The sequence below is a fragment of the Pseudomonas mediterranea CFBP 5447 genome (assembly GCF_000774145.1).
Taxonomy (GTDB): Bacteria; Pseudomonadota; Gammaproteobacteria; order Pseudomonadales; family Pseudomonadaceae; genus Aquipseudomonas; species Aquipseudomonas mediterranea.
Window position 1 is genome coordinate 388,650 of the sequence record NZ_KN322986.1, and the last position, 24,390, is coordinate 413,039.

General features: G+C 60.1%; 25 protein-coding genes and 2 pseudogenes. 14 read left to right on the forward strand and 13 right to left on the reverse strand.

Annotated features, from left to right (window positions below):
- Positions 1-38: 38 nt before the first annotated feature.
- Entirely contained in the window at positions 39-698 is a 660-nt protein-coding gene (locus tag N005_RS18620; RefSeq protein WP_047702550.1) for a glutathione S-transferase family protein, read from the reverse strand.
- A gap of 124 nt (positions 699-822) precedes the next feature.
- Between N005_RS18620 and N005_RS18625 the strand changes: the two genes are divergently transcribed.
- The 3 genes from N005_RS18625 (at position 823) to N005_RS18635 (ending at position 4,604) form a co-directional block, all read left to right on the forward strand.
- Complete coding sequence (locus tag N005_RS18625) at positions 823-1,107, forward strand: hypothetical protein (RefSeq protein ID WP_047702551.1); 285 nt, start codon at positions 823-825, stop codon at positions 1,105-1,107.
- A gap of 233 nt (positions 1,108-1,340) precedes the next feature.
- Positions 1,341-1,586, forward strand: coding sequence for a TIGR02647 family protein (locus tag N005_RS18630; RefSeq protein WP_024780550.1), 246 nt, complete (start codon positions 1,341-1,343; stop codon positions 1,584-1,586).
- 174 nt (positions 1,587-1,760) lie between these two features.
- Positions 1,761-4,604 (forward strand): class I adenylate cyclase, encoded by a 2,844-nt coding sequence (locus N005_RS18635; RefSeq protein WP_047702552.1) that lies wholly within the window; start codon positions 1,761-1,763, stop codon positions 4,602-4,604.
- Positions 4,605-4,609: 5 nt separating this feature from the next.
- Here N005_RS18635 and rnk read toward each other — a convergent pair whose 3' ends face one another.
- The 3 genes from rnk to cyaY all read right to left on the reverse strand — a co-directional run bounded on the left by rnk (position 4,610) and on the right by cyaY (position 5,837).
- Positions 4,610-5,020: a nucleoside diphosphate kinase regulator gene (gene rnk, locus N005_RS18640; RefSeq protein ID WP_047702553.1), complete on the reverse strand. Its 411-nt coding sequence runs from the start codon at positions 5,018-5,020 to the stop codon at positions 4,610-4,612.
- 267 nt (positions 5,021-5,287) lie between these two features.
- Positions 5,288-5,506 carry a DUF1289 domain-containing protein gene (locus N005_RS18645; protein WP_047702554.1) on the reverse strand — a complete coding sequence of 73 codons (219 nt, stop codon included), beginning with the start codon at positions 5,504-5,506 and terminating at the stop codon, positions 5,288-5,290.
- A 4-nt stretch (positions 5,507-5,510) separates the two neighbouring features.
- Positions 5,511-5,837 carry an iron donor protein CyaY gene (cyaY, locus tag N005_RS18650; protein ID WP_408003358.1) on the reverse strand — a complete coding sequence of 109 codons (327 nt, stop codon included), beginning with the start codon at positions 5,835-5,837 and terminating at the stop codon, positions 5,511-5,513.
- Between the two features lie 183 nt (positions 5,838-6,020).
- On the opposite strand from cyaY, the gene lptM reads away from it, so the two are divergent.
- Genes lptM through N005_RS18680 form a run of 6 tightly spaced genes read left to right on the forward strand, consistent with a single transcriptional unit; the run spans position 6,021 to position 10,625 of the window.
- Positions 6,021-6,191, forward strand: a complete 171-nt coding sequence (gene lptM / locus N005_RS28325; RefSeq protein WP_047226132.1) for an LPS translocon maturation chaperone LptM — start codon at positions 6,021-6,023, stop codon at positions 6,189-6,191.
- A 9-nt stretch (positions 6,192-6,200) separates the two neighbouring features.
- A complete protein-coding gene (lysA, locus tag N005_RS18660; protein ID WP_047702556.1) occupies positions 6,201-7,448 on the forward strand; it encodes a diaminopimelate decarboxylase in 1,248 nt (415 codons plus the stop codon).
- Positions 7,449-7,452: 4 nt separating this feature from the next.
- Positions 7,453-8,283 (forward strand): diaminopimelate epimerase, encoded by an 831-nt coding sequence (gene dapF, locus N005_RS18665; RefSeq protein WP_047702557.1) that lies wholly within the window; start codon positions 7,453-7,455, stop codon positions 8,281-8,283.
- A 13-nt stretch (positions 8,284-8,296) separates the two neighbouring features.
- A complete protein-coding gene (locus N005_RS18670) occupies positions 8,297-9,022 on the forward strand; it encodes a DUF484 family protein (RefSeq protein WP_047702558.1) in 726 nt (241 codons plus the stop codon).
- 2 nt (positions 9,023-9,024) lie between these two features.
- Entirely contained in the window at positions 9,025-9,924 is a 900-nt protein-coding gene (xerC, locus tag N005_RS18675; RefSeq protein WP_047702559.1) for a tyrosine recombinase XerC, read from the forward strand.
- Positions 9,921-10,625: an HAD family hydrolase gene (locus N005_RS18680; protein WP_047702560.1), complete on the forward strand. Its 705-nt coding sequence runs from the start codon at positions 9,921-9,923 to the stop codon at positions 10,623-10,625. Before xerC ends, N005_RS18680 begins: the two co-directional genes overlap by 4 nt.
- A gap of 196 nt (positions 10,626-10,821) precedes the next feature.
- Here N005_RS18680 and sutA read toward each other — a convergent pair whose 3' ends face one another.
- The 4 genes from sutA to glnK all read right to left on the reverse strand — a co-directional run bounded on the left by sutA (position 10,822) and on the right by glnK (position 13,591).
- Entirely contained in the window at positions 10,822-11,145 is a 324-nt protein-coding gene (gene sutA / locus N005_RS18685; RefSeq protein ID WP_024780560.1) for a transcriptional regulator SutA, read from the reverse strand.
- 101 nt (positions 11,146-11,246) lie between these two features.
- The gene (locus N005_RS18690; RefSeq protein WP_047702561.1) at positions 11,247-11,672 is read right to left on the reverse strand and encodes a secondary thiamine-phosphate synthase enzyme YjbQ; all 426 of its coding nucleotides are present in this window, start codon (positions 11,670-11,672) and stop codon (positions 11,247-11,249) included.
- 212 nt (positions 11,673-11,884) lie between these two features.
- On the reverse strand, positions 11,885-13,219 hold the full coding sequence (locus tag N005_RS18695; RefSeq protein WP_047702562.1) for an ammonium transporter: 1,335 nt from the start codon (positions 13,217-13,219) through the stop codon (positions 11,885-11,887).
- Between the two features lie 33 nt (positions 13,220-13,252).
- On the reverse strand, positions 13,253-13,591 hold the full coding sequence (gene glnK / locus N005_RS18700) for a P-II family nitrogen regulator (protein WP_002555808.1): 339 nt from the start codon (positions 13,589-13,591) through the stop codon (positions 13,253-13,255).
- A gap of 414 nt (positions 13,592-14,005) precedes the next feature.
- Here glnK and N005_RS18705 point away from each other — a divergent pair, with 414 nt between their 5' ends.
- A complete protein-coding gene (locus N005_RS18705; RefSeq protein ID WP_047702563.1) occupies positions 14,006-14,266 on the forward strand; it encodes an accessory factor UbiK family protein in 261 nt (86 codons plus the stop codon).
- Positions 14,267-14,286: 20 nt separating this feature from the next.
- Here N005_RS18705 and N005_RS18710 read toward each other — a convergent pair whose 3' ends face one another.
- Positions 14,287-15,561 carry a sensor histidine kinase gene (locus N005_RS18710; RefSeq protein ID WP_047702564.1) on the reverse strand — a complete coding sequence of 425 codons (1,275 nt, stop codon included), beginning with the start codon at positions 15,559-15,561 and terminating at the stop codon, positions 14,287-14,289.
- Positions 15,562-15,761: 200 nt separating this feature from the next.
- On the opposite strand from N005_RS18710, the pseudogene N005_RS30015 reads away from it, so the two are divergent.
- The 4 genes and pseudogenes from N005_RS30015 to N005_RS18720 form a co-directional block, all read left to right on the forward strand.
- A pseudogene (locus tag N005_RS30015) lies at positions 15,762-15,887 on the forward strand (magnesium chelatase domain-containing protein); the annotation flags it as partial.
- A 164-nt stretch (positions 15,888-16,051) separates the two neighbouring features.
- Positions 16,052-16,225: a hypothetical protein gene (locus N005_RS29335; RefSeq protein WP_154673555.1), complete on the forward strand. Its 174-nt coding sequence runs from the start codon at positions 16,052-16,054 to the stop codon at positions 16,223-16,225.
- A 37-nt stretch (positions 16,226-16,262) separates the two neighbouring features.
- Positions 16,263-18,020, forward strand: coding sequence for an anti-phage dCTP deaminase (locus N005_RS28335; RefSeq protein WP_081993291.1), 1,758 nt, complete (start codon positions 16,263-16,265; stop codon positions 18,018-18,020).
- A gap of 271 nt (positions 18,021-18,291) precedes the next feature.
- A complete protein-coding gene (locus N005_RS18720) occupies positions 18,292-19,785 on the forward strand; it encodes a YifB family Mg chelatase-like AAA ATPase (RefSeq protein ID WP_047702565.1) in 1,494 nt (497 codons plus the stop codon).
- A gap of 6 nt (positions 19,786-19,791) precedes the next feature.
- Here the strand turns inward: N005_RS18720 and N005_RS18725 are convergent, their stop codons facing one another.
- The 4 genes and pseudogenes from N005_RS18725 to N005_RS18735 all read right to left on the reverse strand — a co-directional run bounded on the left by N005_RS18725 (position 19,792) and on the right by N005_RS18735 (position 24,366).
- Positions 19,792-21,006, reverse strand: a complete 1,215-nt coding sequence (locus N005_RS18725; RefSeq protein ID WP_047702566.1) for an aldose 1-epimerase family protein — start codon at positions 21,004-21,006, stop codon at positions 19,792-19,794.
- Between the two features lie 274 nt (positions 21,007-21,280).
- Positions 21,281-22,141, reverse strand: a complete 861-nt coding sequence (locus N005_RS30020) for a methyl-accepting chemotaxis protein (RefSeq protein WP_406822794.1) — start codon at positions 22,139-22,141, stop codon at positions 21,281-21,283.
- 42 nt (positions 22,142-22,183) lie between these two features.
- A pseudogene (locus N005_RS30025) lies at positions 22,184-23,311 on the reverse strand (Cache 3/Cache 2 fusion domain-containing protein); the annotation flags it as partial.
- A 134-nt stretch (positions 23,312-23,445) separates the two neighbouring features.
- Positions 23,446-24,366, reverse strand: coding sequence for a LysR substrate-binding domain-containing protein (locus tag N005_RS18735; RefSeq protein ID WP_047702568.1), 921 nt, complete (start codon positions 24,364-24,366; stop codon positions 23,446-23,448).
- Positions 24,367-24,390 lie beyond the last annotated feature (24 nt).

The window sequence follows — 24,390 nt, forward strand, 5'->3', positions numbered from 1 at the left end:
GCCTGCTCGCGAAAGCAACCGCTAGAGCAATATAAAATTCACTTTTTGGCAGCGATCATCGCCAAAAACTCTGGCATCCCCGCTTCCCTGTCCGCCGCGATCCGCTGCACATTCGGATTCGCCCCCAACCGCTCCATCAGCGCCTTGGCCGCCGGCATGTCTGCGAAGAAATCGATATCGAACAACTTCTTGCCTACCTGTAAGGCTGGCGAAACACCGTAGAGAAAGTACAAGTCGGCAATGCTCAGGCTATCGCCCGCCACATAGGGTGAGAACTTGCCGTGCCTGCCCAGCGAGGCGAACCCCAGCAACAGTTCAGCCTTGCTCTTTTCCTTGATGGCATCCGGTACCGTCATGCCGAAAAATGCCTCGGCGTAGCAGGCACGCCCCGGCAGTTCGATGTACAACTCGATCTCCCGGCACATGGCCAGGACTTGGGCTCGTTCGTACGGATCGGCGGGCAGCAGGGCCTTGCCCGGCTGGGTTTGCTCAATGTATTCGAGGATCACGCTGGTTTCGTTGATGAAGCCCTGGTCGGTTTTCAGCACCGGCACTTTGCCCCGTGGGCTGATGGCGAGTATTTCCGGGGTCTGGCTGCCATAGAAGGACACTTCTTCGAAGGGCACGCCCTTCTCCAGCAACGCCAGCTTGACCATGTTGTAATAATTACTGGCGCAAAAACCATAAAGCTTGAGCATCGCAAATACCTCCGGTCCGTGTGGGGTGGGCAGCCTTGCGTTATAGACTGTCGGGAGGTTTCGCGCCAGGCGCATCACGCTGCTGAATGCAGGTAAACTGGCGCCTTTCCCACAGGAGCCTGCCATGAGCGAGCCAACCGACATCGACAACGACGAAGAAGAATTCGTCGAGTCGACCCTGATCGAAGCCATTGAGAACCAGATCGAAAGCGGCAACCCGCCAGCGGCCAAGGCCACCTTCAACAAACTGACCCTGGTCAATTACGAGCGCGAAGAAATTCTGAACCTCATGGCCCATGTGCTGGCCTTCGAAATCGACGCCATGCTCGATGAAGACCGCCCGTTCAATACCGAATGGTATGAAGATGCGTTGCGCAAGCTGCCCGAGCTGCCACCGGAAAAGAACTGAACCCGCTGCGGCGGGAGGGACTGCCTCAAACACTGTGGGAGCAAGGCTTGCCCGCGATGAAAGCGATGCGATCGCCCATGAATCGAGGCGCCTGCATCGCGAGCAAGCTTTGCTCTCACTAACGTTCCGTCGCACAAAAACGAAAAAGCCTGCCCCCGGCACTGGACAGCTCGGCCGAGTGCGCTCACCTTAGTGACGCTATCGACCATATTCCTAGAAAGTCTGGAGTCCTTATGTCGCTTACCCCTGAGCTGGTTGCCGAACTGGAAATCCTTGCACTCTTCAACCTGGACAGTTCCCAGGAAGGCCTGAAAATCCATCAGACCGCTGCCCCTAAAGCTATTGCCGCCGCCCAACGCCTGTACGACAAAGAACTGATCACCCAACCCGACGGTGGTTACCTGACCAGCCTGGGTCGTGACGCCGCGCAAAATGTACAAACCGTCCTGACGATACTCAGCGTCCAGGAAGCCGCCTGACTCCCCTGTCGCCCACGGAAATCTGCTTGCCGGATTTCCGCAGGCGCGGGTGTCCTGTGTGAAAAATCTGACGTCCATCCCCTACTTTCAGCTTAAGAATTCCTCAAGCCGGACGCTAAACTGCCATCACCTCTGATTTCCCACGTTCGACGCCGCGAGCCGGTTTGAGCCGACATGACCCGCAATCACGAAATACGCCCCGATCTGGACGAGGGAATCGACCGTAAGGTCCTCGGCCAATTGCGCGCACGTTTTCTCAAGCTCAACACCGTCCGGATGGATCGCGCCATGGAAGGCCTGTCGCCTCGCCAACAAGGCGTGCTGACGCTGCTTCCGCTGTTTTTCCACGTCAATCATCCGTTGCTGCCAGGCTACGTCTCCGGCAGTACACCGGCCGGGCTGTCGAACTACGAGCCCGATGCCAGCGTCCTCGCCGAAGCCCAGCGACTGACCCGTTCGTTTTCCTACAAGCCACGCCATGGCAGCAATCCGCCGCGACCGATCCTGGGCTTGTACCTGATGGGCAGCCTGGGCACGCTTGCCCAGGCGGATCAGAGCGACATGGATGTCTGGGTCTGCCATGGGCCGGACCTGAGCGACGACGAACTGGCCGAGCTGCGCAAGAAATGCCAGTTACTCGAAGCCTGGGCCGCGACCCAGGGCGCCGAAGCCCATTTCTTCCTGATCGACCCGGCCCGGTTCGTGCGGGGTGAACGGGACAATCAACTCAGTTCCGACGATTGCGGCACGACCCAGCACTACCTGTTGCTGGATGAGTTCTACCGCACGGCGATCTGGCTGGCCGGGCGCACACCGATCTGGTGGCTGGTGCCGGTGTACGAAGAAGACAACTATGAGGAATACACCCATACGTTGCTTTCCAAACGCTTCATCCGCGCCGATGAGACCCTCGACCTCGGACACCTGGCCTACATTCCACCGGGCGAGTTCATTGGCGCCGGGCTCTGGCAGTTGTTCAAGGGGATCGAGTCGCCCTACAAGTCCGTGCTCAAACTGTTGCTGACCGAGGTCTACGCCAGCGAACACCCCGATGTCCGCTGCCTGAGCCTGCGCTTCAAACAAGCCGTGTTCGCCAACCGCCTGGACCTCGAGGAGCTGGACCCGTACATGCTGGTGTACCGCCGTATCGAGGAATACCTCAACGCTCGCGGCGAACCCGAGCGCCTGGAGTTGATCCGACGCGCGCTGTACCTGAAGGTCAACCGCAAGCTCACCGGTCAAGGGCGCAGCAGCAGTTGGCAACGGACACTGCTCGAACGCCTGGCCGGAGAATGGGGCTGGGACCCGCGCCAGCTTGCGCTGCTGGACAGCCGCAGCCAGTGGAAGGTGCGCCAGGTCAGCAACGAGCGTCGCGCGCTGGTCAACGAACTGACCTACAGTTACCGCTTCCTGACCCAGTTCGCCCGCACCGAAAAAACCGTCAGCCTGATCAACAAGCGCGACCTCAACGTCCTTGGCCGCCGGCTGTATGCAGCTTTCGAGCGCAAGGCCGACAAGGTCGAGTTCATCAACCCCGGCATCGCCCCGGACCTGGCCGAGGACACCCTGACGCTGGTCCAGTCGCCCAACAAGAAAGAACCCGGACAGAACCAGTGGGGCCTCTACAACGGCAGCCTCAATGCCCTGGAATGGGAGAACTTCGCGCCGATCAAGCGCAGCCGCGAATTGCTGGAGCTGCTGACCTGGTGCCATCGCAACGGCGTGATCGACAGCAGCACACGCCTGGCGCTGCACCCAGGCGATAGCGACCTGAGCGAGTTCGAACTGTTCAACCTGCTGGGCAGCCTGCAACAGGCCATCGCCCTGCCCCTGGCCACGGTCGACGAAGAACAGTTGCTGCACGCCAGCGTCCCCAGTGAAGTGCTGATCCTGGTGAATGTCGGCGTCGACCCGCTCAAGCATCACCGCGATCTGAACATCCTCATGACCACCGAGCGCACCGACTCCCTGAGCTATGCCGGGGTCAGGGAAAACCTGGTGCTGACCCTCGACCAGGTCACGCTCAACAGCTGGAATGAAGTGCTGGTCAACCGGTTCGATGGCGAACACGCATTGCTGGACTGCCTGCGCGACTACCTCAACGACCTGCCCGCCGCTGCGCGCCAGCCGCGCTTGCAGGTGCGCTGTTTCTGCCACAACCGGGCACAGTTCATCGCGCGGCGGGTCGAAGAGGTCATCGAAACGGCCCAGGCTCTGTTGTTGAGCAGACTCAACCATCGCTACCTGCTGCAGGTGCAGCAGTATTATCACGTGCTGGAGCTGGTCCCGGGCCAGGTCAAGCACGTGGCGCTGGGCAGCCTGTCGGCGCTGCTGGATTACCTGGGCGAAGAACTGAATGCCTACAGCCCGCTGCACCTGGACCCGATGGCCCTGGAAGACCATGACCTGGCGCTGATCCTGCCGATGGGCCAGCCGGAATGCATCCAGGTGTTCTACCGGGTCAATGAGGACGACGCCGATGTGTATGTGCTCGATGAGCTCAACGCCTTGTGGCAACAGCGACTGCCCTATCACGACGAACAGAGCCTGCTGGTACCGCTGCAGCGCTTCCTGCAATCGGTGCTGTACCGTCGGGACGCCTTGCTGTCGATGGACACCGACCAGCCGTTGAACCTGGACACCCTGTACTACCAGCTCCTGCCCTCGGGCAACGGACGCGCACGCCGGGTCGAAATGCGCCCGGCGCCGCAGACACCCGAGAACAAGCCGTTCTACGACGTGCAGGCCATCATCGGCAAAGCGACCCATGGCCAGGTCCATGTCACGCTGTACTGCAACCAGCAGGAGTTTTCGGAACTGGAACATGGCGACCAACTGTTCCGTGTGGTCGCCAGTGAGATCGTCGAGCAGCGCCGCGAGGCCGAACGCTATCGCTGCTACATCACCGACCTGGACCTCTCGGGCCTGGTGGGCGATAGCGCTTGCTCAAGCAATCTGTACCTGCGCTACAAGGCCGATCTGGAACGCGCCCTGAACGAAGCACTGGCCCTGGTCTGAAATCCTCAGAGGTGGAAGTCGCCGCCCGCTTCGGGCTGGTATTCCACCGCCAGCAGCGTCATCTTCAACGTCTTGCCACCCGGTGCCGGCCAATCGATGTGCTGGCCGACCTTCAGCCCGAGCAAGGCGCTGCCCACCGGCGCAAGGATCGAGACCTTGCCTTCGTCGGCATTCGCGTCCTGTGGATAAACCAGGGTCAGATGGTAATCCTTGCCGCTGCCTTCCTCGCGGCAATGTACGCGCGCGTTCATGGTCACGACATCGGCGGGCACTTCTTCATGGCCCACCAGAGTTTCGGCGCGGTCCAGCTCGGTTTGCAACGCAATCACGCCCGGCAGCGTTTCGTCGAGACTGTCGATCAGTCGCTCCAGACGTTGGACGTCCAGGCGGGTAAGAGTGATGGAAGGTGCGGTCATGATCCAGGCAGACTCCTTTCTTCTGCACGAAAAAAGCAAAACCCCGCCACAAAAAGACGGGGTTTTTCACAGGCCTCGGCAAGTTGAGGCGTAGCCGGACACTATCACAGCTCAAAAAATATACAACCCGGGCCAGACAGATACACGAGTGCCAGGTCCAGACAGTTCCTGTGGGAGCGAGCCTGCTCGCGATGGCGTCCGATCAATCAGCATTGATGTGACTGACACGCCGCCATCGCGAGCAGGCTCGCTCCCACGAGTACGCATTCACTTCCGATTCTGGCGCTTGAGCGCCTCGGCACAGATCACCCGCCGGCGCGCATCATCAGCCGAGCGCCACTCGCGGATATCCTCCACATGGCGGAAACAGCCGAGGCAGACCTTCTGCTCATCCAGCTTGCACACACTGGTACACGGCGACGGCACGGCAGGGCTGACGTTGCTGTAGAGCGGCTTGGGTGGCCGGCCCGGAACGGTCTGGCTCACGTTGTCACAGGCCTTCGAACTCGAGTTCCAAACCGGCCTGCTGCTTGACGATACGCTCGAGCATCTCGCCCAACTGCTCTGCGTGCTTGTCGCATACCCAGCGTTCGCTTTCCTCGTCGTAGTCGAAGTGGAAACCACCGGACACCGCCGCCAGCCACAACTGCCGCAGTGGCTCCTGGCGACTGAAGATCAACTGGCTGCCGTTTTCGAACTTGACGGTGAGCACACCCGCAGAGCTTTCCAGATCGACGTCCAGTTCGCTCTCATCGAAGATATCCTCCAGTATTTGCTGGGTGGTATCGACCAGATCGTGGAAACGGGCTTCTTTCATTACGACAACCTCAAAATGTCTGCTCATGCTCAAGCGCCGCAAGATACGGGTGCGGCCAGATGATTGCAAAGAATAACCCATCGGCGACCACCAGCCCCGCCGGACGGGAGCCCCGTTGCATAGGCAAGCCGCCGGGTGGCCGGTATACTCCGGCGCAATTAATGCATTTTCAAGGATTTCGCCATGAAGCGCCTGATCTCTTCCCTTGCTGCGCTCGTCGCGGTTGCCTGCCTTGTGACAGCCTGTGGTCAAAAAGGTCCGCTGTACCTGCCTGATGACAGCAAGTCCCCTGAAGAGCAGGCCAAGTCGTCGCAATCCAAGTCCCACGCGCACGACACTCACACCACCTACTAAGGGAACGCCATGGACGCTTTTAACTACCGTGGCGGGGAGCTGTTCGCGGAGGGTGTTGCCCTGTCCGCCATTGCCGAACGTTTCGGCACGCCAACCTACGTCTACTCTCGTGCCCACATCGAAGCCCAATACCGGACCTTCGCCGACGCCCTCACCGGCATGCCACACCTGGTGTGCTTCGCCGTGAAGGCCAACTCCAACCTGGGTGTGCTCAATATCCTGGCGCGCCTGGGGGCCGGCTTCGACATCGTTTCCGGCGGAGAGCTCGAACGTGTACTGGCGGCTGGCGGCAGTCCGGACAAGATCGTCTTCTCCGGCGTCGGCAAGACCCGCGAAGACATGCGCCGCGCCCTGGAAGTCGGCGTGCATTGCTTCAACATCGAATCCACCGACGAACTGGAGCGCCTCCAGGTCGTCGCCGCCGAGCTGGGCGTGCGTGCGCCGGTTTCCCTGCGCGTGAACCCGGACGTCGATGCCGGCACCCACCCGTACATTTCCACCGGCCTGAAAGAAAACAAGTTCGGCATCGCCATCGCCGACGCCGAAGACGTCTATGTGCGTGCCGCCCAACTGCCGAACCTGGAAGTATTGGGCGTCGATTGTCACATCGGCTCGCAACTGACCACCCTGGAACCTTTCCTCGATGCCCTCGATCGCCTGCTGGCGCTGGTCGACCGTCTCGGCGATTGCGGCATCTACCTGCGCCATATCGACCTGGGTGGCGGTGTCGGCGTGCGTTACCGCGATGAAGAGCCGCCCCTGGTGGCCGATTACATCAAGGCCGTTCGCGAGCGTCTCGAAGGGCGCGACCTGGCGCTGATGTTCGAGCCGGGCCGCTACATCGTGGCCAATGCCGGCGTGCTGCTGACCCAGGTCGAGTACCTCAAGCACACCGAGCACAAGGACTTCGCCATCGTCGACGCGGCCATGAACGACCTGATCCGCCCGGCGCTGTACCAGGCATGGATGGATGTGACTGCCGTGCGTCCCCGCGATAGCGCCGCCCGCAGCTACGACATCGTCGGCCCGATCTGCGAAACCGGTGACTTCCTGGCCAAGGGCCGGGAGCTGGCGCTGGAAGAAGGCGACCTGCTGGCGGTGCATTCGGCCGGTGCCTATGGGTTTGTCATGAGTTCCAACTACAACACCCGCGGCCGCTGCGCCGAGGTGCTGGTGGACGGTGATCAAGCGTTCGAAGTGCGTCGCCGCGAGACGGTAGCCGAGTTGTTTGCCGGCGAAAGCCTGCTGCCGGAGTAAAACCATGCTGCTGCGTTTTACCAAGATGCACGGCCTGGGCAATGACTTCATGGTTCTCGACCTGGTCAGCCAGCACGCGCACATTCTGCCCAAGCATGCCAAGCAATGGGGTGACCGGCACACCGGCATCGGTTTCGACCAGTTGCTGATCGTCGAGGCGCCCAATAACCCGGACGTGGACTTTCGTTATCGGATCTTCAACGCCGACGGTTCGGAAGTGGAGCAATGCGGCAACGGCGCACGCTGCTTCGCCCGCTTCGTGCTGGACAAGCGCCTGACGGCCAAGCGCAGGATTCGCGTCGAGACCAAAAGCGGCATCATCGAGCTGGACGTGCGCAACGACGGCCAGATCGGCGTCAACATGGGTGCCCCGCGCCTGGTGCCGGCGGATATTCCGTTCGAAGCAGCGGCCCAGGCCCTGAGCTACCAACTGGACGTCGACGGCACCACGGTGGAGCTGGCGGCGGTGTCCATGGGCAATCCCCATGCCGTGCTGCGAGTCAGCGACATCAATAACGCGCCGGTGCATGAGCTGGGACCGAAGATCGAGAACCATCCGCGCTTTCCAGCACGGGTGAACGTAGGTTTCCTGCAGGTCATCGACCGTCACCGCGCGCAATTGCGGGTCTGGGAGCGCGGTGCCGGGGAAACCCAGGCTTGCGGCACCGGCGCCTGCGCCGCCGCAGTCGCTGCGATCAGCCAGGGATGGATGGATTCGCCCCTGCTGATCGACCTGCCCGGCGGGCGCCTGTCCATCGAATGGGCAGGCCCCGGCCAACCGGTGATGATGACCGGCCCGGCAGTGCGCGTATACGAAGGACAAGTCCGTCTTTGAATGAGCCAAACCCATGACCGACACGCCACAGGTTCCAGCGCCACAGCCCGATGAATCCTCGAGCCCGCTTCCGGAGGCCGCGGCGGTGGCCGCTTACCTGGAGGCTCATCCGGATTTCTTCGTCGAACGAGAAGACTTGCTTGCAGTGATGCGCATCCCCCACCGGCGCGGCGACACCGTATCGCTGGTGGAGCACCAGATGAAAATCCTGCGTGAGCGCAACATCGAGATGCGCCATCGCCTTTCGCACCTGATGGACGTCGCCCGGGACAACGATCGGCTCTTCGACAAGACCCGCCGCCTGATCCTCGCCCTGATGGACGCCAGCACCCTCGAAGACCTGGTCATGAGCGTCGAAGACAGCCTGCGCCAGGATTTCCAGGTGCCCTTTGTCAGCCTGATCCTGTTCGGCGACAACGCCATGCCGGTCGGTCGCTGGGTGACTCACGCCGAGGCACAGACCGCCATTGGCGGCCTGCTCACCGAGAACAAAAGCGTCAGTGGCAGCCTGCGCGAACATGAGCTGGACTTCCTCTTCGGCGAAGAACAGCGCAAGCAGATCGGCTCCACCGCCGTCGTCGCCATCGCCCACCAAGGCGTCCATGGCGTGCTGGCCATCGCCAGCCGTGACCCGCAGCACTACAAGAGCTCGGTGGGCACGCTGTTCCTGAGCTACATCGCCGAAGTCACCGGCCGGGTATTGCCACGGGTTGCCGGTTCGCTGCGCTCGGTACGCTGATGATGGAACGACAGCTGGACGCCTACTGCGAACACCTGCGCAGTGAGCGCCAGGTGTCCCCCCACACGCTGGCGGCCTATCGCCGCGACCTGGAAAAAGTGCTGGGCTGGTGCCAGAAGCAGAACGTCGGCAGTTGGCAGGCGCTGGACATCCAGCGCCTGCGCAGCCTGGTGGCGCGCCTGCATCAGCAGGGACAGTCTTCCCGCAGCCTGGCGCGCCTGCTTTCGGCGGTACGCGGGTTGTATCACTACCTCAACCGCGAAGGCCTGTGCGATCACGATCCGGCCACCGGCCTGGCACCGCCCAAGGGCGAGCGCCGCCTGCCGAAAACCCTCGACACCGACCGCGCCCTGCAATTACTTGAAGGCGCGGTCGAAGATGATTTCCTGGCGCGACGGGACCAGGCGATTCTCGAACTGTTCTATTCCTCCGGCCTGCGGCTGTCCGAACTGACAGGGTTGAACCTGGATCAACTGGACCTGGCCGACGGCATGGTCCAGGTACTCGGCAAGGGCAGCAAGACCCGCCTGCTGCCCATTGGCCGCAAGGCCCGGGAAGCCCTGGAGCTGTGGCTGCCGCTGCGCGCCCTGAGCAATCCCGTCGATGACGCGGTGTTCGTCAGCCAACAGGGCCGCCGCCTTGGTCCACGGGCGATCCAGGTGCGGGTCAAGGCTGCCGGCGAACGCGAGCTGGGACAGAACCTGCACCCGCACATGCTCAGGCACTCCTTCGCCAGCCATGTACTGGAATCCTCCCAGGACTTGCGCGCCGTGCAAGAGTTGCTGGGCCACTCGGACATCAAGACCACTCAGATCTATACCCATCTGGACTTCCAGCACCTGGCGACGGTCTATGACAGTGCCCATCCCAGGGCCAAACGCATCAAGGGCGACGAATCATGACCATCGAGCTCATCACTTTCGACCTCGACGACACCTTGTGGGATACCGCCCCGGTGATCGCCACGGCCGAAGCCGTTCTACGCCAATGGCTGACCGACAACGCACCGAACCTGGGCGGCTTGCCGGTCGAGCATCTTTTTTCGATTCGCGCGCAGGTGTTGCGCGAAGAACCCGATCTGAAGCATCGCATCAGCGCCTTGCGGCGGCGGGTGCTGTTCCGTGCGCTACAGGAGGCCGGTTATGACCAGTGGCAAGCGTCCGAGCTGGCGGACCAGGGCTTCGAGACGTTCCTGCATGCCCGCCATCAACTGGAGGTTTTCCCTGAGGTGCAGCCCACCCTGGAAATCCTCGCCAACCACTTCGCCCTCGGCGTGGTCACCAATGGCAACGCCGATGTGCGTCGCCTGGGGTTGGCGGACTACTTCAAGTTCGCACTGTGCGCCGAGGACATCGGCATCGCCAAACCCGATGCGCGGCTGTTCCACGAAGCCTTGCAACGCGGTGGCGCCACGGCGCAGACCGCCGTACACGTTGGCGATCATCCCGGCGATGATATCGCTGGCGCCCAACAGGCCGGCCTGCGGGCGGTGTGGTTTAACCCGGCAGGCAAGGCCTGGGATGCCGACCACTTGCCGGATGCAGAGATTCGCAGCCTGACCGAGTTGCCGGAGTTGTTGGCGGGATGGCATAGCCAGGGCTGAATCCAAGAGCACTACTTAACCCTGTGGGAGCGAGCCTGCTCGCGATGAGGGCGTGCCAGTGACCTTCATGTAACTGACATACCGCTATCGCGAGCAGGCTCGCTCCCACAAGGTTGCGCATAGCCTGAAAGCCAATCAGCGCCCATGAAAAAGCCCGCGACGACGGCGGGCTTTTTCAGCAAGCAGGAAGCAGAACTCAGATAGGGCGGCTGCCGTACTTGTTGTCAGGCTTCTTGGGCGGATCGGCAACCACATTGGCCTCCACTTCCTGCACCTTTCCACCCCTGGCCAGGAATTCTTCCATGGCCTTGGCGAGCGCATCACGCTCCTTGTTCTTGGCTTCTACGCTCGGCAATTCGTCGACCGACACCGCAGCCTTGGCCTTACCCTTGGCGGTCGGGGCCGGTATATCGGCGCCATCGTCGTCTGCAACGTCTTCAGCCGCCGCTTCCAAGCCGTCTTCGGCCTCGTCTTCTTCACCTACTTCGAGGTCGTCGTTTTCCAGATCATCGTCGCTCATGTTCTACCTCATGACTTGCGAAAAGCAGATTAGTTATAGCCCAGCTACGCCATCTGTCGAAGGCTGCCAGAAAAAATTCAACATCCACCGGCAATCGGCGGTCATGCCCCTTCACCGTACAAGGTGGCGAGGACTTTACGAGCACCGCCATGATCACGGTGCTCGCCCAGATAAACACCTTGCCAGGTACCCAGTGCCAGTCGCCCGTCCGTTATCGGCAGGCTGAGCTGACATCCCAGCACGCTGGCCTTGAAGTGCGCCGGGAGGTCGTCCAGGCCTTCGTCGTTGTGCTCATAGTCGGCAGTTCCTTGTGGGATCAGCCGATTGAAAAATCGTTCGAAGTCTCGACGTACCGCCGGATCGGCGTTCTCGTTGATGGTCAACGAGGCCGAGGTATGCTGCAGCCACAGATGCAACAGACCAACACGACACGCCCGGAGTTCAGGCAGGCCGGCGAGCAACTCGTCTGTCACCAGATGAAAGCCCCGGGGCCTTGCCCGCAGGGTAATCAGCGTCTGTTGCCACATACAGTTCTCCGCACGCTCGGCGCGCATTCTAGCGCGCTCAGGAAAAAAACAAAGAGCCTAATATTCCACCTTCGATGTAAGCCTTTGGCGCTGGAAAAACCCTGTCATTCGCAAGACAAAAAGGCCTTGGAAAAACCGGCGCTTCCTGTGAGCGTTGACAAATTCCAGGCAAAAAAATGCCCGGCGAACCGGGCATATTTTTTTGCGTGGGTTTACAGGTTGTAGCCACGCTCGTTGTGCTGGGCCAGGTCCAGGCCAACCGCTTCTTCTTCCTCGGAGACACGCAGCCCCATGACGGCGTCCAGGACCTTGAGGATGACGAAGGTGACGATCGCGGTGTAGATCACCGTGAAACCCACGCCTTTGACTTGAATCCACACTTGCGCGGCGATGTCAGTCACGGTGCCGAAGCCACCCAGGGCCGGTGCGGCGAACACGCCGGTGAGAATCGCGCCGAGAATACCGCCGATGCCGTGTACGCCGAAGGCATCCAGGGAGTCGTCATAGCCGAGCTTGCGTTTGAGGGTGGTTGCGCAGAAGAAGCACACCACGCCTGCGGCCAGACCGATGACCAGTGCACCCATCGGGCCCACGGTGCCAGCAGCCGGAGTGATCGCAACCAGACCTGCTACTACGCCCGAGGCGATGCCCAGCGCGCTTGGCTTGCCGTGGGTGATCCACTCGGCAAACATCCAGCCCAACGCGGCAGCAGCGGTAGCAATCTGGGTCACCAGCATCGCCATGCCGGCAGTGCCGTTGGCGGCGACGGCGGAACCGGCGTTGAAGCCGAACCAGCCGACCCACAGCATGGCCGCACCCATCAGGGTATAACCCAGGTTATGCGGTGCCATTGGCGTAGTCGGGAAGCCTTTGCGCTTGCCCAGTACCAGACACGCCACCAGGCCCGCGATCCCGGCGTTGATGTGCACCACGGTGCCACCGGCGAAGTCCAGCACGCCCCAGTCCCACAGCAGGCCACCGTTACCGGACCAGACCATGTGCGCAATCGGCGCATACACCAGGGTGAACCACACACCCATGAAGATGAGCATGGCGGAGAACTTCATCCGCTCGGCAAAGGCGCCGACGATCAGGGCCGGGGTGATGATGGCGAAGGTCATCTGGAAGGTGACGAACACCGCTTCAGGGAACAGCGCTGTCGGACCGGTGATGCTCGCCGGGGTCACGCCCGCCAGGAACGCCTTGCCCAGGCCACCGATGAAGGAATTGAAATTGACGACGCCTTGCTCCATGCCGGTGGTGTCGAACGCAATGCTGTAGCCATAGATGACCCACAGGACGCTGATCAGACCGGTAATGGCAAAGCATTGCATCATCACGGAAAGAAGGTTTTTCGACCGCACCATGCCGCCGTAGAACAGCGCCAGGCCGGGAATGGTCATGAACAGTACAAGAATCGTGGCAGTCAGCATCCAGGCGGTATCGCCGGAGTTGAGGACGGGGGCTGCCGCCTCTTCAGCCATGGCCAGGCCAGGCATTACGAAGGACAACAGGGCTCCTAGCCCTGCGAATTTACGCAGAGTCATATTGTTTTCTCCTGGGGCGTTGGGTTTGGCGGCTTAGATGGCGTCGGTATCGGTTTCGCCGGTACGGATGCGGATAGCCTGTTCCAGATTGACCACAAAGATCTTGCCGTCACCGATCTTGCCGGTGTTGGCGGCCTTGGTGATTGCCTCGATCACCCGGTCAAGATCCTTGTCGTCGATGGCGACGTCGATCTTCACCTTGGGCAGGAAATCGACCACGTATTCCGCGCCGCGATACAGCTCGGTGTGACCTTTCTGCCGGCCGAAGCCTTTGACCTCAGTGACGGTAATGCCCTGCACGCCGATTTCGGACAACGACTCGCGCACGTCGTCCAACTTGAACGGCTTGATGATGGCAGTGACTAGCTTCATGAAACTCTCTCCCGAATTGGTGGACTTGCCCCAGGAAAACAAACCCGACTCAAGTCTAAGCGCAGTGCCTGGCTTTGTAACGCATCGTCGGCCCAAGTTGCCCGACCAGCGCCAGTCAACCGTGCCTGGTGAAGCTCCCCGCTTCGCCTGGCTGCACTGCATTCGTCACAACGACTGCATCAGTGCATGGGTCATTAGCCGCTAAGCAGAAACCTTGCCATCTGTGCCCAAGTCCCCTGATTTCAGGGATTTACCAGCAGCATCCGCCTGCGTCGCCCCACGAACCGCAGCGATACGCACAACAACAGTGCGACACCGCTGGACCCTGTGCGCGAAAAGCGTGCATCCCGTGCATGCGGATTGACTATAGACACTGCGTGATACACTGCCGCCATCGTTTTCAGGATTGCTGCCATGCTCGCCCCCAAAGACCTGCTCGACGCCCTCAGCGGCCACGCCTCCCGCCTCTTGAGCGGCGACACTCCGTTGCCCAAGAGCGAAATCGAAAGCCAGTTCAAGGCGCTGCTGCAAAGCGGCTTCAGTAAGCTGGACCTGGTCAGCCGGGAAGAATTCGACAGTCAAATGGTCGTGCTGGCCCGCACCCGGGCGCGGCTGGAAAGCCTGGAGGTGAAGGTGGCGGAGTTGGAGGCGCGGCTGGCTCCAGCGCAGGAGTAAACAGCGGCGAGAAAGCCTGCTCAACCACCCGCTGCGTGCAGGGATTGCTCCTGATCGGCTATCGGCAGTTCCAACGCAAACAAGGCTCCCTGCCCAGGTCCGGCACTCTGTACGGTCAGTTCACCGCCCATTTCATGGGCCGCCAGGATGCAACTGTGCAGGCCGAAACCGTGGCCGTCGACGCGTGTCGTGAAGCCGTGTTCGAACAGGTGGGGGAGATTGTCCATGGAGATGCCCTCGCCGTTGTCCTCGACCTCGATACGTACGCGCTGGTCGTCAATAGCCTTCAGGCGCAGCGTGATCCGGGACGGACGGTCCGTGACCGGATCGAGGGCCTGCTTGGCGTTGTTGATCAGGTTGATCAGTATCTGCAGCACCTTGTGCTTATCCAGCGCCATGGTCGGGATGTCGTTGAGTTCCTTGACCACCGTTACCTGATGACGGGCCAGGGACACATCACAGATGCGCACGACATCCTCGATCAGTTCTCGTAACGAACCTGCCTCCAGCACGCTGGAGTTACCGGCATAGGACTGCTGGGTGGCGACGATTTCCTTGATATGGTCGATGCTCTTGGTCAACTGCGCCAACTCGTTGATCATGCCCTGCTGCTCGATGGCCAGCGATTCGGCCAGCTTGCCGAGATAGTCCGGCAAGGCGCGACCTTTCGGGTTGCTGCTGAAGAAGTCGCCGAGGTCATCGGAATGTTCCTTCATCAATTGAACGACCTTGGCGACCCCCTGCCCTTTGGATGTGTGCACCTTGTCGTACAGGACCTGGGCCGACACATTGACGCTATTGAGCACGTTGCCCACGTTATGCAGCACGTTCGTGGCAATTTCCGCCATGCCCGCCCGGCGAGCCGTAGTAACCAGTTCGGCCTGGGCCTCGCGCAATTCATCGTTGACCCGAGCCATTTGCTGCGGGCTGGGAATCTTCAAGGCCGCGGGCACCAACCGGACCAGCAGGATGGCGGTAATCACCGAAGCAATCGCGGTGATCACCTTAACCAGCGCCGACAGCCAGTAATAGGGCTGCCAGATGGTCAGGATTTCCATCACATGGCTGGTCCCGCAGGCCAGGATGAAGACGCCGAAGGCCGCCAGCATCCAGTCGAAAGGCACGTCCTTGCGCTTGTGGATAAAGTAGATGAGCGTAAAGGGAATGGTGACGTAGGAGAATGTGATCAGTCCGTCCGCAATCACGTTGGTCCAGAGCAGATCCGGGCGCCACATGTAGCAATGCCCGTGGGGCATGAAGCGGTTATCGGTCAACAGCGCCAGCAGATCGTTCATGGCCGCTTCCTCCCTGAGCCATTGAATTGCCACAGATCGCAGTCTAGCAGAGGCCTAATCCCCCACCTCCCAGGCCACCCTTTCACTTGCAACATCCTGCCAATATTTCGCTCATCATTCGCCGGGCCGAAGCACTTCCCCATGACTAACCTTCAAGCACCGCAGGATGCGGTCTTTATATCCCCCTCAAGGAACGATTCATGTCGCTCGCCATTGTCCATAGCCGCGCCCAAGTAGGGGTGGAGGCTCCCGCCGTTACCGTTGAGGTCCATCTCGCCAATGGCTTGCCGTCGCTGACGATGGTCGGTCTGCCGGAAGCGGCGCTCAGTAATAGATTTGGGAATCACAGCCGTTGCCGCAGACTTTTATACCGCTTGTCGTGTAGGCAAATAGAGCTATGCTAATCCCCAATCGGAGGTTTAACTTGGGCATACGCGCCTGTAGAATGCGGGCCTGTTTTTGACCGTCACCATATGGGGATGAAGCCGAGATGAAAAAAACTGAGGAGTCAAACGTGCAGCACCCCGCGAAGCTTGCTAAGGGCGCCACGGATCAGCGCTCGAATGTGATCGGCTTCGCTCAGTTCAAGGAACGCCAAGCTACTGAGGAGTACAGAAAGGCACTTGAGGTGATTGTCGCAAATGCCCAAAAGGCCGATTGGTAATTCCGAAATATTTTAATAAAGCTTCAAGGATCTGAAGATGGCCGCACCCGCCCCAAAGGAACGAGTCGCTAGAAGTGCGGATGCTAAATCCTTCACAATGAGCATGCGCCAACGAATCGAGGGTCGGCGTACCGATGAAATCGTCATCGCTTTTTGTGGCCCTGTTGGCTGCAATTTGGCAGACGTCATTCGCTCTATCCGTCTTCAGTTCGAGGAATACGGATATATCACTGAACATGTAAAAGTCAGCGATATCATCAGGGGGCACTTTAAAACTCACGGACTTCCGCCTGAGCTAAGGACCCTCTCTTTAGATGCTTGCTCAGGTAAAGAGCGCTATACAACGCTTCAAGATCTAGGTAACGAGCTTAGAAGAAAGTATGATCCACCGATCCTTGCAGCCTTGGCCATGCAGGAGATTGCAGTCAAGCGCACCATCGCAAAAGGTCCGAATAGCAAGACCCCTAAAACTGTTTACATCATTGATCAGCTCAAACATCCAGAAGAGGTCGAACTCTTCAAGCTTGTCTATGGAAACATTTTTTATCTAATAGGTGTCCTAAGCCCCGAAAAAATCAGGTTTAACTACCTAACGCGCTCAGAAAGAATTCCTAAGCACGAAGCGCAGTATCTGATTGATCGTGACCGAAACGAACTAAATGCAACCCACGGGCAAAAACTAGAGAAAACGCTACAACTTGCTGACTTCTTCATTCGCAACAACCAGGACTCGGTATCGAACCTTACCGATCCCTGTCAACGATTTGCGGCTCTGGTCCACGGAAAAAATGGTATTACACCGACTGCAGATGAATCGGGTATGTACGCCGCCTATTCCGCCTCATTGAAGTCCGCATGCCTTAGCAGACAGGTCGGTGCAGCCATCGTCAACAAAGAAGGAAATGTTATTTCCCTCGGCTGGAACGATGTGCCGAAATTTGGCGGAGGGCTGTACACATCAGACAGTACGAACGACCAGCGGTGCTTTTTTCACGGCGGCAAATGCTACAACGACATACATAAGTCTCATCTCATTGAAGATATTGTGGATATCGTCAGCAAAAAAGTGGCTGTTACTCAAGAGACCAAAAACGAGCTTGCTCGGCTGATCCAAAAAGAGACAAGAGCTGGGTCAATTATCGAATTTTCCCGAGCCATCCATGCGGAGATGGAAGCAATACTCGGCCTAGCGCGCTCTCATGGGAATTCAACCGATTCTTGTGTCTTGTACACAACAACATTCCCCTGTCATAACTGCGCTCGACATATCATCGCCGCAGGCATTAAACGGGTTGTCTACATTGAGCCGTATGAAAAAAGCCTTGCACTAGACCTCCATGAGGACGCCATAACCACTGACGCTGGGACGCCGGATAAAACTTTATTCGAAACGTTTTCTGGCGTGCCGCCTAGCAAATACGCAGCTTTCTTTATGTCTAGGGGCGATAAGAAAGACAGAACTGGCTTGGCCGTTGACATCATCAAGACGGATGCCCTACATATAGGAACTCAGTATCTAGATCCGTATCAGACTATCGAAGGAAAGGTTGTTCAGGACTTGCTGAGTAAGGTAGGTGCTTTCACACCGCCACCGCCATCAAATCCCGGAGCTTCTATGGCAACGCCGGCATGGCCAACCTCAAGCACTCCAAGCGGGCCATCTAATACTTTTCCTTCAGGACATCACTCGGCCAATGGACCCCAACCATTGCCACCAACAACTCCTTCCGCGCCTCGGCCCCCGCCCCCACTTCCGCCGATAGTTGAACCACCTGAACCAGAACCAGCGGCATAAAGAAAAACCCTGCTAATAGCGGGGTTTCATGGAGTCCACTGCCTAGGAGGATGGCAATAGTTTGCCCTGCGCTAATATTTGTGGGAACTCGCTCAATTCCGATAGCCCTTTATTGAGCCGACGACGCCTGGGCTGCTCGACGAGCGTTTCCCGCTATCTGCAACATCCTGCCAAAGTTTCATCCCTTAATCGCCTCACCTTAATTCTCTCCCATGACTAACCTTCAAGCACCGCAGGATGCGGTCTTTATATCCCTTTCAAGGAACGATGCATGTCGCTCGCCATTGTCCATAGCCGCGCCCAGGTGGGGGTGGAGGCTCCCGCCGTTACCGTTGAGGTCCATCTCGCCAATGGCTTGCCGTCACTGACGATGGTCGGTCTGCCGGAAGCGGCGGTAAAGGAAAGCAAGGACCGGGTGCGCAGCGCGATCATCAATTCGGGGCTGAACTTCCCGGCGCGGCGCATTACCTTGAACCTGGCACCGGCGGACCTGCCGAAGGACGGCGGGCGGTTCGACCTGGCCATTGCCCTGGGCATCCTGGCGGCCAGCGTGCAGGTGCCGACCCTGACGCTGGACGATGTGGAATGCCTCGGTGAACTGGCATTATCCGGCGCCGTGCGACCGGTGCGCGGGGTATTGCCCGCAGCGCTGGCGGCGCGCAAGGCCGGACGCATTCTGGTGGTGCCGCGGGCGAATGCCGAGGAAGCGTGCCTTGCCTCGGGCCTGAAAGTGATCGCCGTGGATCATCTGCTTGAAGTGGTGGCGCACTTCAACGGCCACGCTCCGGTCGAGCCTTTCGTTTCGAACGGGCTGCTCTCGGCCAGCAAGCCCTACCCTGACCTGAATGAAGTGCAAGGCCAGCTCGGGGCCAAGCGGGCCTTGCTGATCGCTGCCGCCGGCGCGCACAACCTGCTGTTCAGCGGGCCACCCGGTACCGGCAAGACATTGCTCGCCAGTCGTCTGCCGGGACTGCTGCCGCCACTGGCCGAGAGCGAAGCCCTGGAGGTCGCGGCGATCCAGTCGGTCGCCAGTTGCGTACCCTTGAGCCATTGGCCGCAACGCCCTTTTCGCCAGCCCCATCATTCGGCATCCGGTCCGGCGCTGGTGGGTGGAGGTTCCAAACCCCAGCCGGGCGAGATCACCCTGGCCCACCATGGCGTGTTATTCCTGGATGAATTGCCGGAGTTCGACCGCAAGGTCCTGGAAGTCCTGCGGGAGCCACTCGAATCGGGCCACATCGTCGTGTCTCGTGCCCGCGACCGCGTACGCTTTCCGGCGCGCTTCCAACTGGTGGCTGCGATGAATCCTTGTCCTTGTGGATATCTTGGCGAGCCCAGTGGCCGTTGCTCCTGCACACCCGACATGGTGCAGCGCTATCGCAACAAGCTCTCAGGCCCGTTGCTGGATCGCATCGACCTGCACCTGACGGTCGCACGGGAGGCCACGGCGTTGAATCCCAAATGCGAACCGGGTGAGGACACGGCTACCGTGGCCGAACAGGTGGCCGAAGCCCGAGAACGCCAGCAGACGCGCCAGGGCTGTGCCAACGCGTTTCTGGATCTGCCGGGTTTGCGTCGGCATTGCACGTTATCCACAGCCGATGAAACCTGGCTGGAAATGGCCTGCGAGCGACTGACTCTGTCGCTGCGGGCCGCCCATCGCCTGCTCAAGGTCGCGCGGACACTGGCGGACCTTGAGCAAGCGGGCCGTATCAGCCGGGAGCACCTGGCCGAAGCCTTGCAATACCGACCTGCTACGGCCTGAACCGTGTCACGGTTTGCTCAGGTCCACCAACGGCGTGTTTCGCACCTCGGTTTTGCGTTCGCCCTGGATCTCACCGATGCGTTTGAGCGCCTTGTCCACGGCGCCCTTGTCCGCCAGCAGGCTGTAATGGATCTGGAAGTGCTTCTGCTCTTTCGGCGCGATGGTCGGCACCAGGCCCAGTGGCCGCTGGTAATGGCGGTTATAGGAGAAGCTGGTGCCCGGTTCCAGCCCGGTCACGTAACCCTGGCCTTGGGTATCGGTGTTTTTCCACAGGGAGAACACGGGGAGCGTTGCGGTGTTGAAGCCCACCGACACACCGAGGCTACCGGCCTTGTTGTGCAGTACGGTGAGGGTGTCGCCCTTGGCATCGGCATAAGGCACGACGTTATAGACGGTTTCGTCGTAATCCTTGGTGGGCGCCCGGTAGGTTTGCCAGTCGGCCAGATCGCCCTTGGCCTTGTCATTGAATGGCGAGACCTGCTTGACCGGCGCGGCGAAGCGCGCGCCCTGCTCCAGGAACGGCGTACTGAAGTTGCTGTGATAGAGCGCCTGGTATTCCTTTGGATAGTCGCCGTTGTTGGTCAACGTGTCGTTGAGGGCAAAGGTTACGCTGCCAGGTTCGGTGACCAGCTCGGTCTGTACCGAGAAATCGACCTTCTTGAAAGCCTGCTCTTTCAACTCGCCCCTCAGGGTGATGGCATAAGGTGCTTTTTCATCGATGTGCAAGGTGACCTTGTTGGCCGGGATGTTGGCGGCACGACCGTGCAGCGTCAGCAGCTCGCCATTGTCCATGCCAGGATGCCCCACCCACTCGTAACCGCAACGGGTGACCAGCTCGTTGAAACCTTCGAGCCATCCCAGCCCGCCACGACCGTTGAGTTCGATGAAGGCCGGATTGACCACTTCCTTGACCGGCGAATCCCAACCCATCCGTGCATTTCCGACCGACGCTTGCAGTACGTTCATGCCCCGGGTCGGGACGACCGAAAGCTTCATGGTGCCGTTGTCGATATCGACGATGCTGACGCCTTCCTGACGACCACCATGCAGGGTGCGCATCGTCACGGAAAAGGGTTTGTCGGTTTTCACGCCAAGCTGCTGGCTGGTGATCTGCCAGGGCTGCGCGGCTTTATCGGTGTCGAGCAGGACATAGTCCCAGGCCATGGCATGGGAGGCAGCGCCCAGGGCGCCGAGAGTGACGAGGAGTTTGAGCGGAGTCATGGACTTGCCTTTTATTGGAGTTGTGCGGTTTTTATAGTCTTGAAGAAACGTTTCAGCAAGCATAAAAGCGGCAATAACTCTAAAAAAGCCAACTGGAGGAAATTAGTCAGGGAGGGTGAAGTCTTGGCGGTTGAAACCGGAAACCTGTGGGAGCGAGCCTGCTCGCGATTCCGGTAGCTCAGGTTGCACAAATGTCGCCTGTGCCGACGCCATCGCGAGCAGGCTCGCTCCCACAATGGTCTGGGGTGAGCCTGCTAGCGGTGGTCATAGGGACTTAGCGGAACCGATCAACTTCCTGGCGCAGGTCCTGCGCCAGCTTTTCCAGTTCCTTGGCAGTGACTGCCAGGTTCGAGACCACTTCGCGCTGTTCGCTGTTGGCCATGGCGATACTTTGCAGGTTGCTGCTGAGCAAGGTCGCCGTGCTGCTTTGTTCCTGGGTGGCGGTGGTGATCGCCGCGAACTGCTGGCCGGCCGAGCGGCTTTGCTCGTCGATACGGGCCAGGGCCGAGGCCACGTTGGCGTTACGCGACAGACCTTCCTGCATCAACAGGTTGCCCTGTTCCATCGTGCTGATGGCATTGCCGGTTTCCTGCTGGATGCTGGTGATCATGCTGGAAATCTCGTCAGTGGCCTGACGGGTACGGGAGGCCAGGCTACGGACCTCATCCGCCACCACGGCGAAACCACGCCCCTGCTCGCCTGCACGGGCGGCTTCGATGGCGGCGTTCAGGGCCAGCAGGTTGGTCTGCTCGGCGATCGAGGTGATCACGCCGACGATCCCGCCGATTTCCTGGGAACGCTGGCCCAAGGTGTTGATGACCGTGGCGGTGCTGTTCAACGCGCCGGCAATCTGTTCCAGGGACGAAGACGCTTCATCCATCGATGTCCGACCGATCCGCGTCTGCTGGGCGTTTTCCTGGGCCAGGCGCTCGGTATTGCCCATGTTGTCGGCAATGTTCAACGAGGTAGCACTGAACTCCTCCACTGCGCCGGCCATGCTGGTGATTTCGCCGGACTGCTGCTCCATCCCCTCATATGCACCGCTGGACAACCCCGACAGGGCCTGGGCACGGCTGTTGACCTCCTGGGAGGCCTTGCGGATGTGCTCGACCATGGTCGACAGTGCCTGGCTCATCTGGTTGAAAGCACGAGACAGTTGGCCGATTTCATCATGGCTCGACACGTTCAGGCGCACGCTCAGGTCGCCGGCGCCCAGCGCTTCGGCCTGGCGCACCAGATCACCCAGGGGTGCCAGCTTGCTGCGCAGCAGCCACATCGCCGCACCGACCGCCAACAGCATTGCCAACAGGCTGCCGATGGCCAACTGCATACCGACGCTCCAGGTCACCTCGCGGATCTCGGCCTTCGGCATGCTTGCCACCACCGCCCACGGTCCACCTTCGAACGGTACGGCGACGCTGTAGAAATCTTCGGCTGTGTCGCTCCAGAACGCGCCTTTGCCCGGCTCTTTCACCAGGCCAGCGACGGTGCTGACAGCGGCATCAAGGGCCTGGACGCCGGCCGGCGGTACCAGCCATTTGTTTTGCTCATCCAGCAGGGCCAGCGAGCCGGTCTTGCCGATACGGAAACGCTTGAGGTTTTCGAACTGCGCATTTTGCGCATCGGTGTAGTCGAAACCGACATACAGCGCAGCGATGATCTTGCCACTGCTGTCCTGCACCGGGCTGTACTGGGTCATGTAGTAACGGCCAAAGAGCAAGACGCGGCCAATATAGCTCTGCCCACTGGTCAAGCGGGCGTAAGCCGGGCTGGCATGGTCAAGCACGGTACCAATGGCTCGCGAACCGTCCTGCTTGGCCACCGAGGTACTGACGCGGATGAAATCGTCGCCACTGCGCACGAACACCGTGGCGGTCCCGGCGGTCATCTGTTTGAACTCGTCGACTTCCTTGAAGTTGTTGTTCAGTACTTCGCTGCCCAGGCTCAGGCTCGGCGTCTGCACGCCTGCCACTACAACCGGTTGGTCCGGGTGCACTTGCAGACCCGCGCTGAAGCGCTTTTCGAACAGGCCGGCCAAGCGTTGCGTGCTTTCGCGCAAGGTGCCGTGGAAGGTATTGAGCTGATCGGCCATCAGGCGCGCTTCGCTGGCCAGATGCTCTTCACGCGTGGCGAGGTTGGCGGCGTCCAGCGAACGCAAGGCGAAGACGGTACTGCCGGAGATCACGATCGCCAGTATCACAGCAAGGGCAAGGCCTAGCTGTGAGGCGATCCGGGCACGGGGTTGGGACATGACGGCTCCTGGCCGAGACACCGGATCATCCTGATCACGTCGCACGCTCGGCATGTAATTCCAAGGTAGGATAAATGTTTGCCCTTTCTGAACGAGGGTTCCATGTTCACGGGTTCGGCAGCAAAGCCAAATACTTGAGCGGTTTGGAGGGAATAATACTAGTCTGACATCAGTTGTACTACAACGCTTCAGCCAAGACGCTCTACTGCGGGCAACTGCATGGCCTTGACCTCGCCTTGCAGGAAGTCGCTGAGCCGACGCAAACGTTCACCTCCCGGACGGGTCTTCGGCCAGACCAGATAATAGTGCTCGCCACTGGCGACGGCGGTCGGCCACGGCAGGCTCAGGCGCCCTTGGGCCACGTCCTCGGCCACCATCAACAGGTCGCCCATGGAAACACCGTAACCGCGTGCCGCCGCAATCATGCCCAGCTCCAGCGTATCGAACACCTGCCCGCCCTTGAGCGAGACCTTGTCGGACAAGCCCATGCGTTCCAGCCAACTGCGCCAGTCGCGACGGTCCGGCGTGGGATGGAGCAGTTCGGCGTTGGCCAGCCGCTGCACATCCCACGGTTGATCGTTCAACAGGTTCGGCGCGCCCACCGGGATCAGTTCCTCGGGGAACAGGAAACTGGCTTCCCAATCCGCTGGAAAATGTCCGTTGCCCAGCAACACCGCACAGTCGAAAGGTTCGGTGTTGAAATCCACCGAATCGACGTCCATCCAGGCGCTGGTCAACTGCACCTCATTGCCCGGCTGCAGGTGTCGAAAGCGGCTCAGGCGCGCCAGCAGCCAACGCATGGTCAGGGTCGAGGGAGCCTTCATGCGCAGGATGCCATCCTCACCCGACAGCGTATGGCAGGCCCGCTCCAGCGCCATGAACCCATCGCGTATGCCCGGCAGCAACAGCCGCGCCGCTTCAGTCAATTGCAGATTGCGACCGCTACGCTGAAACAGCCGGCAGGCAAAATGCTCTTCGAGCGTGCGGATGTGGCGGCTGACCGCACTCTGGGTAATCGACAACTCTTCTGCGGCCCGGGTGAACGAGCTGTATCGCGCCGCTGCTTCGAATGCCCGCAGCGCATAAAGAGGTGGAAGACGACGCGACATCGGTAAACGCTCCAGTAACGGGGT

Bases quoted from the DNA above. Each gene is read 5' to 3' on its own strand.
- N005_RS18620 (WP_047702550.1), bottom strand. From the start codon at position 698: ATGCTCAAGCTTTATGGTTTTTGCGCCAGTAATTATTACAACATGGTC.
- N005_RS18625 (WP_047702551.1), top strand. From the start codon at position 823: ATGAGCGAGCCAACCGACATCGACAACGACGAAGAAGAATTCGTCGAG.
- N005_RS18630 (WP_024780550.1), top strand. From the start codon at position 1,341: ATGTCGCTTACCCCTGAGCTGGTTGCCGAACTGGAAATCCTTGCACTC.
- N005_RS18635 (WP_047702552.1), top strand. From the start codon at position 1,761: ATGACCCGCAATCACGAAATACGCCCCGATCTGGACGAGGGAATCGAC.
- rnk (WP_047702553.1), bottom strand. From the start codon at position 5,020: ATGACCGCACCTTCCATCACTCTTACCCGCCTGGACGTCCAACGTCTG.
- cyaY (WP_408003358.1), bottom strand. From the start codon at position 5,837: ATGAAAGAAGCCCGTTTCCACGATCTGGTCGATACCACCCAGCAAATA.
- lptM (WP_047226132.1), top strand. From the start codon at position 6,021: ATGAAGCGCCTGATCTCTTCCCTTGCTGCGCTCGTCGCGGTTGCCTGC.
- lysA (WP_047702556.1), top strand. From the start codon at position 6,201: ATGGACGCTTTTAACTACCGTGGCGGGGAGCTGTTCGCGGAGGGTGTT.
- dapF (WP_047702557.1), top strand. From the start codon at position 7,453: ATGCTGCTGCGTTTTACCAAGATGCACGGCCTGGGCAATGACTTCATG.
- N005_RS18670 (WP_047702558.1), top strand. From the start codon at position 8,297: ATGACCGACACGCCACAGGTTCCAGCGCCACAGCCCGATGAATCCTCG.
- xerC (WP_047702559.1), top strand. From the start codon at position 9,025: ATGGAACGACAGCTGGACGCCTACTGCGAACACCTGCGCAGTGAGCGC.
- N005_RS18680 (WP_047702560.1), top strand. From the start codon at position 9,921: ATGACCATCGAGCTCATCACTTTCGACCTCGACGACACCTTGTGGGAT.
- sutA (WP_024780560.1), bottom strand. From the start codon at position 11,145: ATGAGCGACGATGATCTGGAAAACGACGACCTCGAAGTAGGTGAAGAA.
- N005_RS18690 (WP_047702561.1), bottom strand. From the start codon at position 11,672: ATGTGGCAACAGACGCTGATTACCCTGCGGGCAAGGCCCCGGGGCTTT.
- N005_RS18695 (WP_047702562.1), bottom strand. From the start codon at position 13,219: ATGACTCTGCGTAAATTCGCAGGGCTAGGAGCCCTGTTGTCCTTCGTA.
- glnK (WP_002555808.1), bottom strand. From the start codon at position 13,591: ATGAAGCTAGTCACTGCCATCATCAAGCCGTTCAAGTTGGACGACGTG.
- N005_RS18705 (WP_047702563.1), top strand. From the start codon at position 14,006: ATGCTCGCCCCCAAAGACCTGCTCGACGCCCTCAGCGGCCACGCCTCC.
- N005_RS18710 (WP_047702564.1), bottom strand. From the start codon at position 15,561: ATGAACGATCTGCTGGCGCTGTTGACCGATAACCGCTTCATGCCCCAC.
- N005_RS29335 (WP_154673555.1), top strand. From the start codon at position 16,052: ATGAAAAAAACTGAGGAGTCAAACGTGCAGCACCCCGCGAAGCTTGCT.
- N005_RS28335 (WP_081993291.1), top strand. From the start codon at position 16,263: ATGGCCGCACCCGCCCCAAAGGAACGAGTCGCTAGAAGTGCGGATGCT.
- N005_RS18720 (WP_047702565.1), top strand. From the start codon at position 18,292: ATGTCGCTCGCCATTGTCCATAGCCGCGCCCAGGTGGGGGTGGAGGCT.
- N005_RS18725 (WP_047702566.1), bottom strand. From the start codon at position 21,006: ATGACTCCGCTCAAACTCCTCGTCACTCTCGGCGCCCTGGGCGCTGCC.
- N005_RS30020 (WP_406822794.1), bottom strand. From the start codon at position 22,141: ATGAGCCAGGCACTGTCGACCATGGTCGAGCACATCCGCAAGGCCTCC.
- N005_RS18735 (WP_047702568.1), bottom strand. From the start codon at position 24,366: ATGTCGCGTCGTCTTCCACCTCTTTATGCGCTGCGGGCATTCGAAGCA.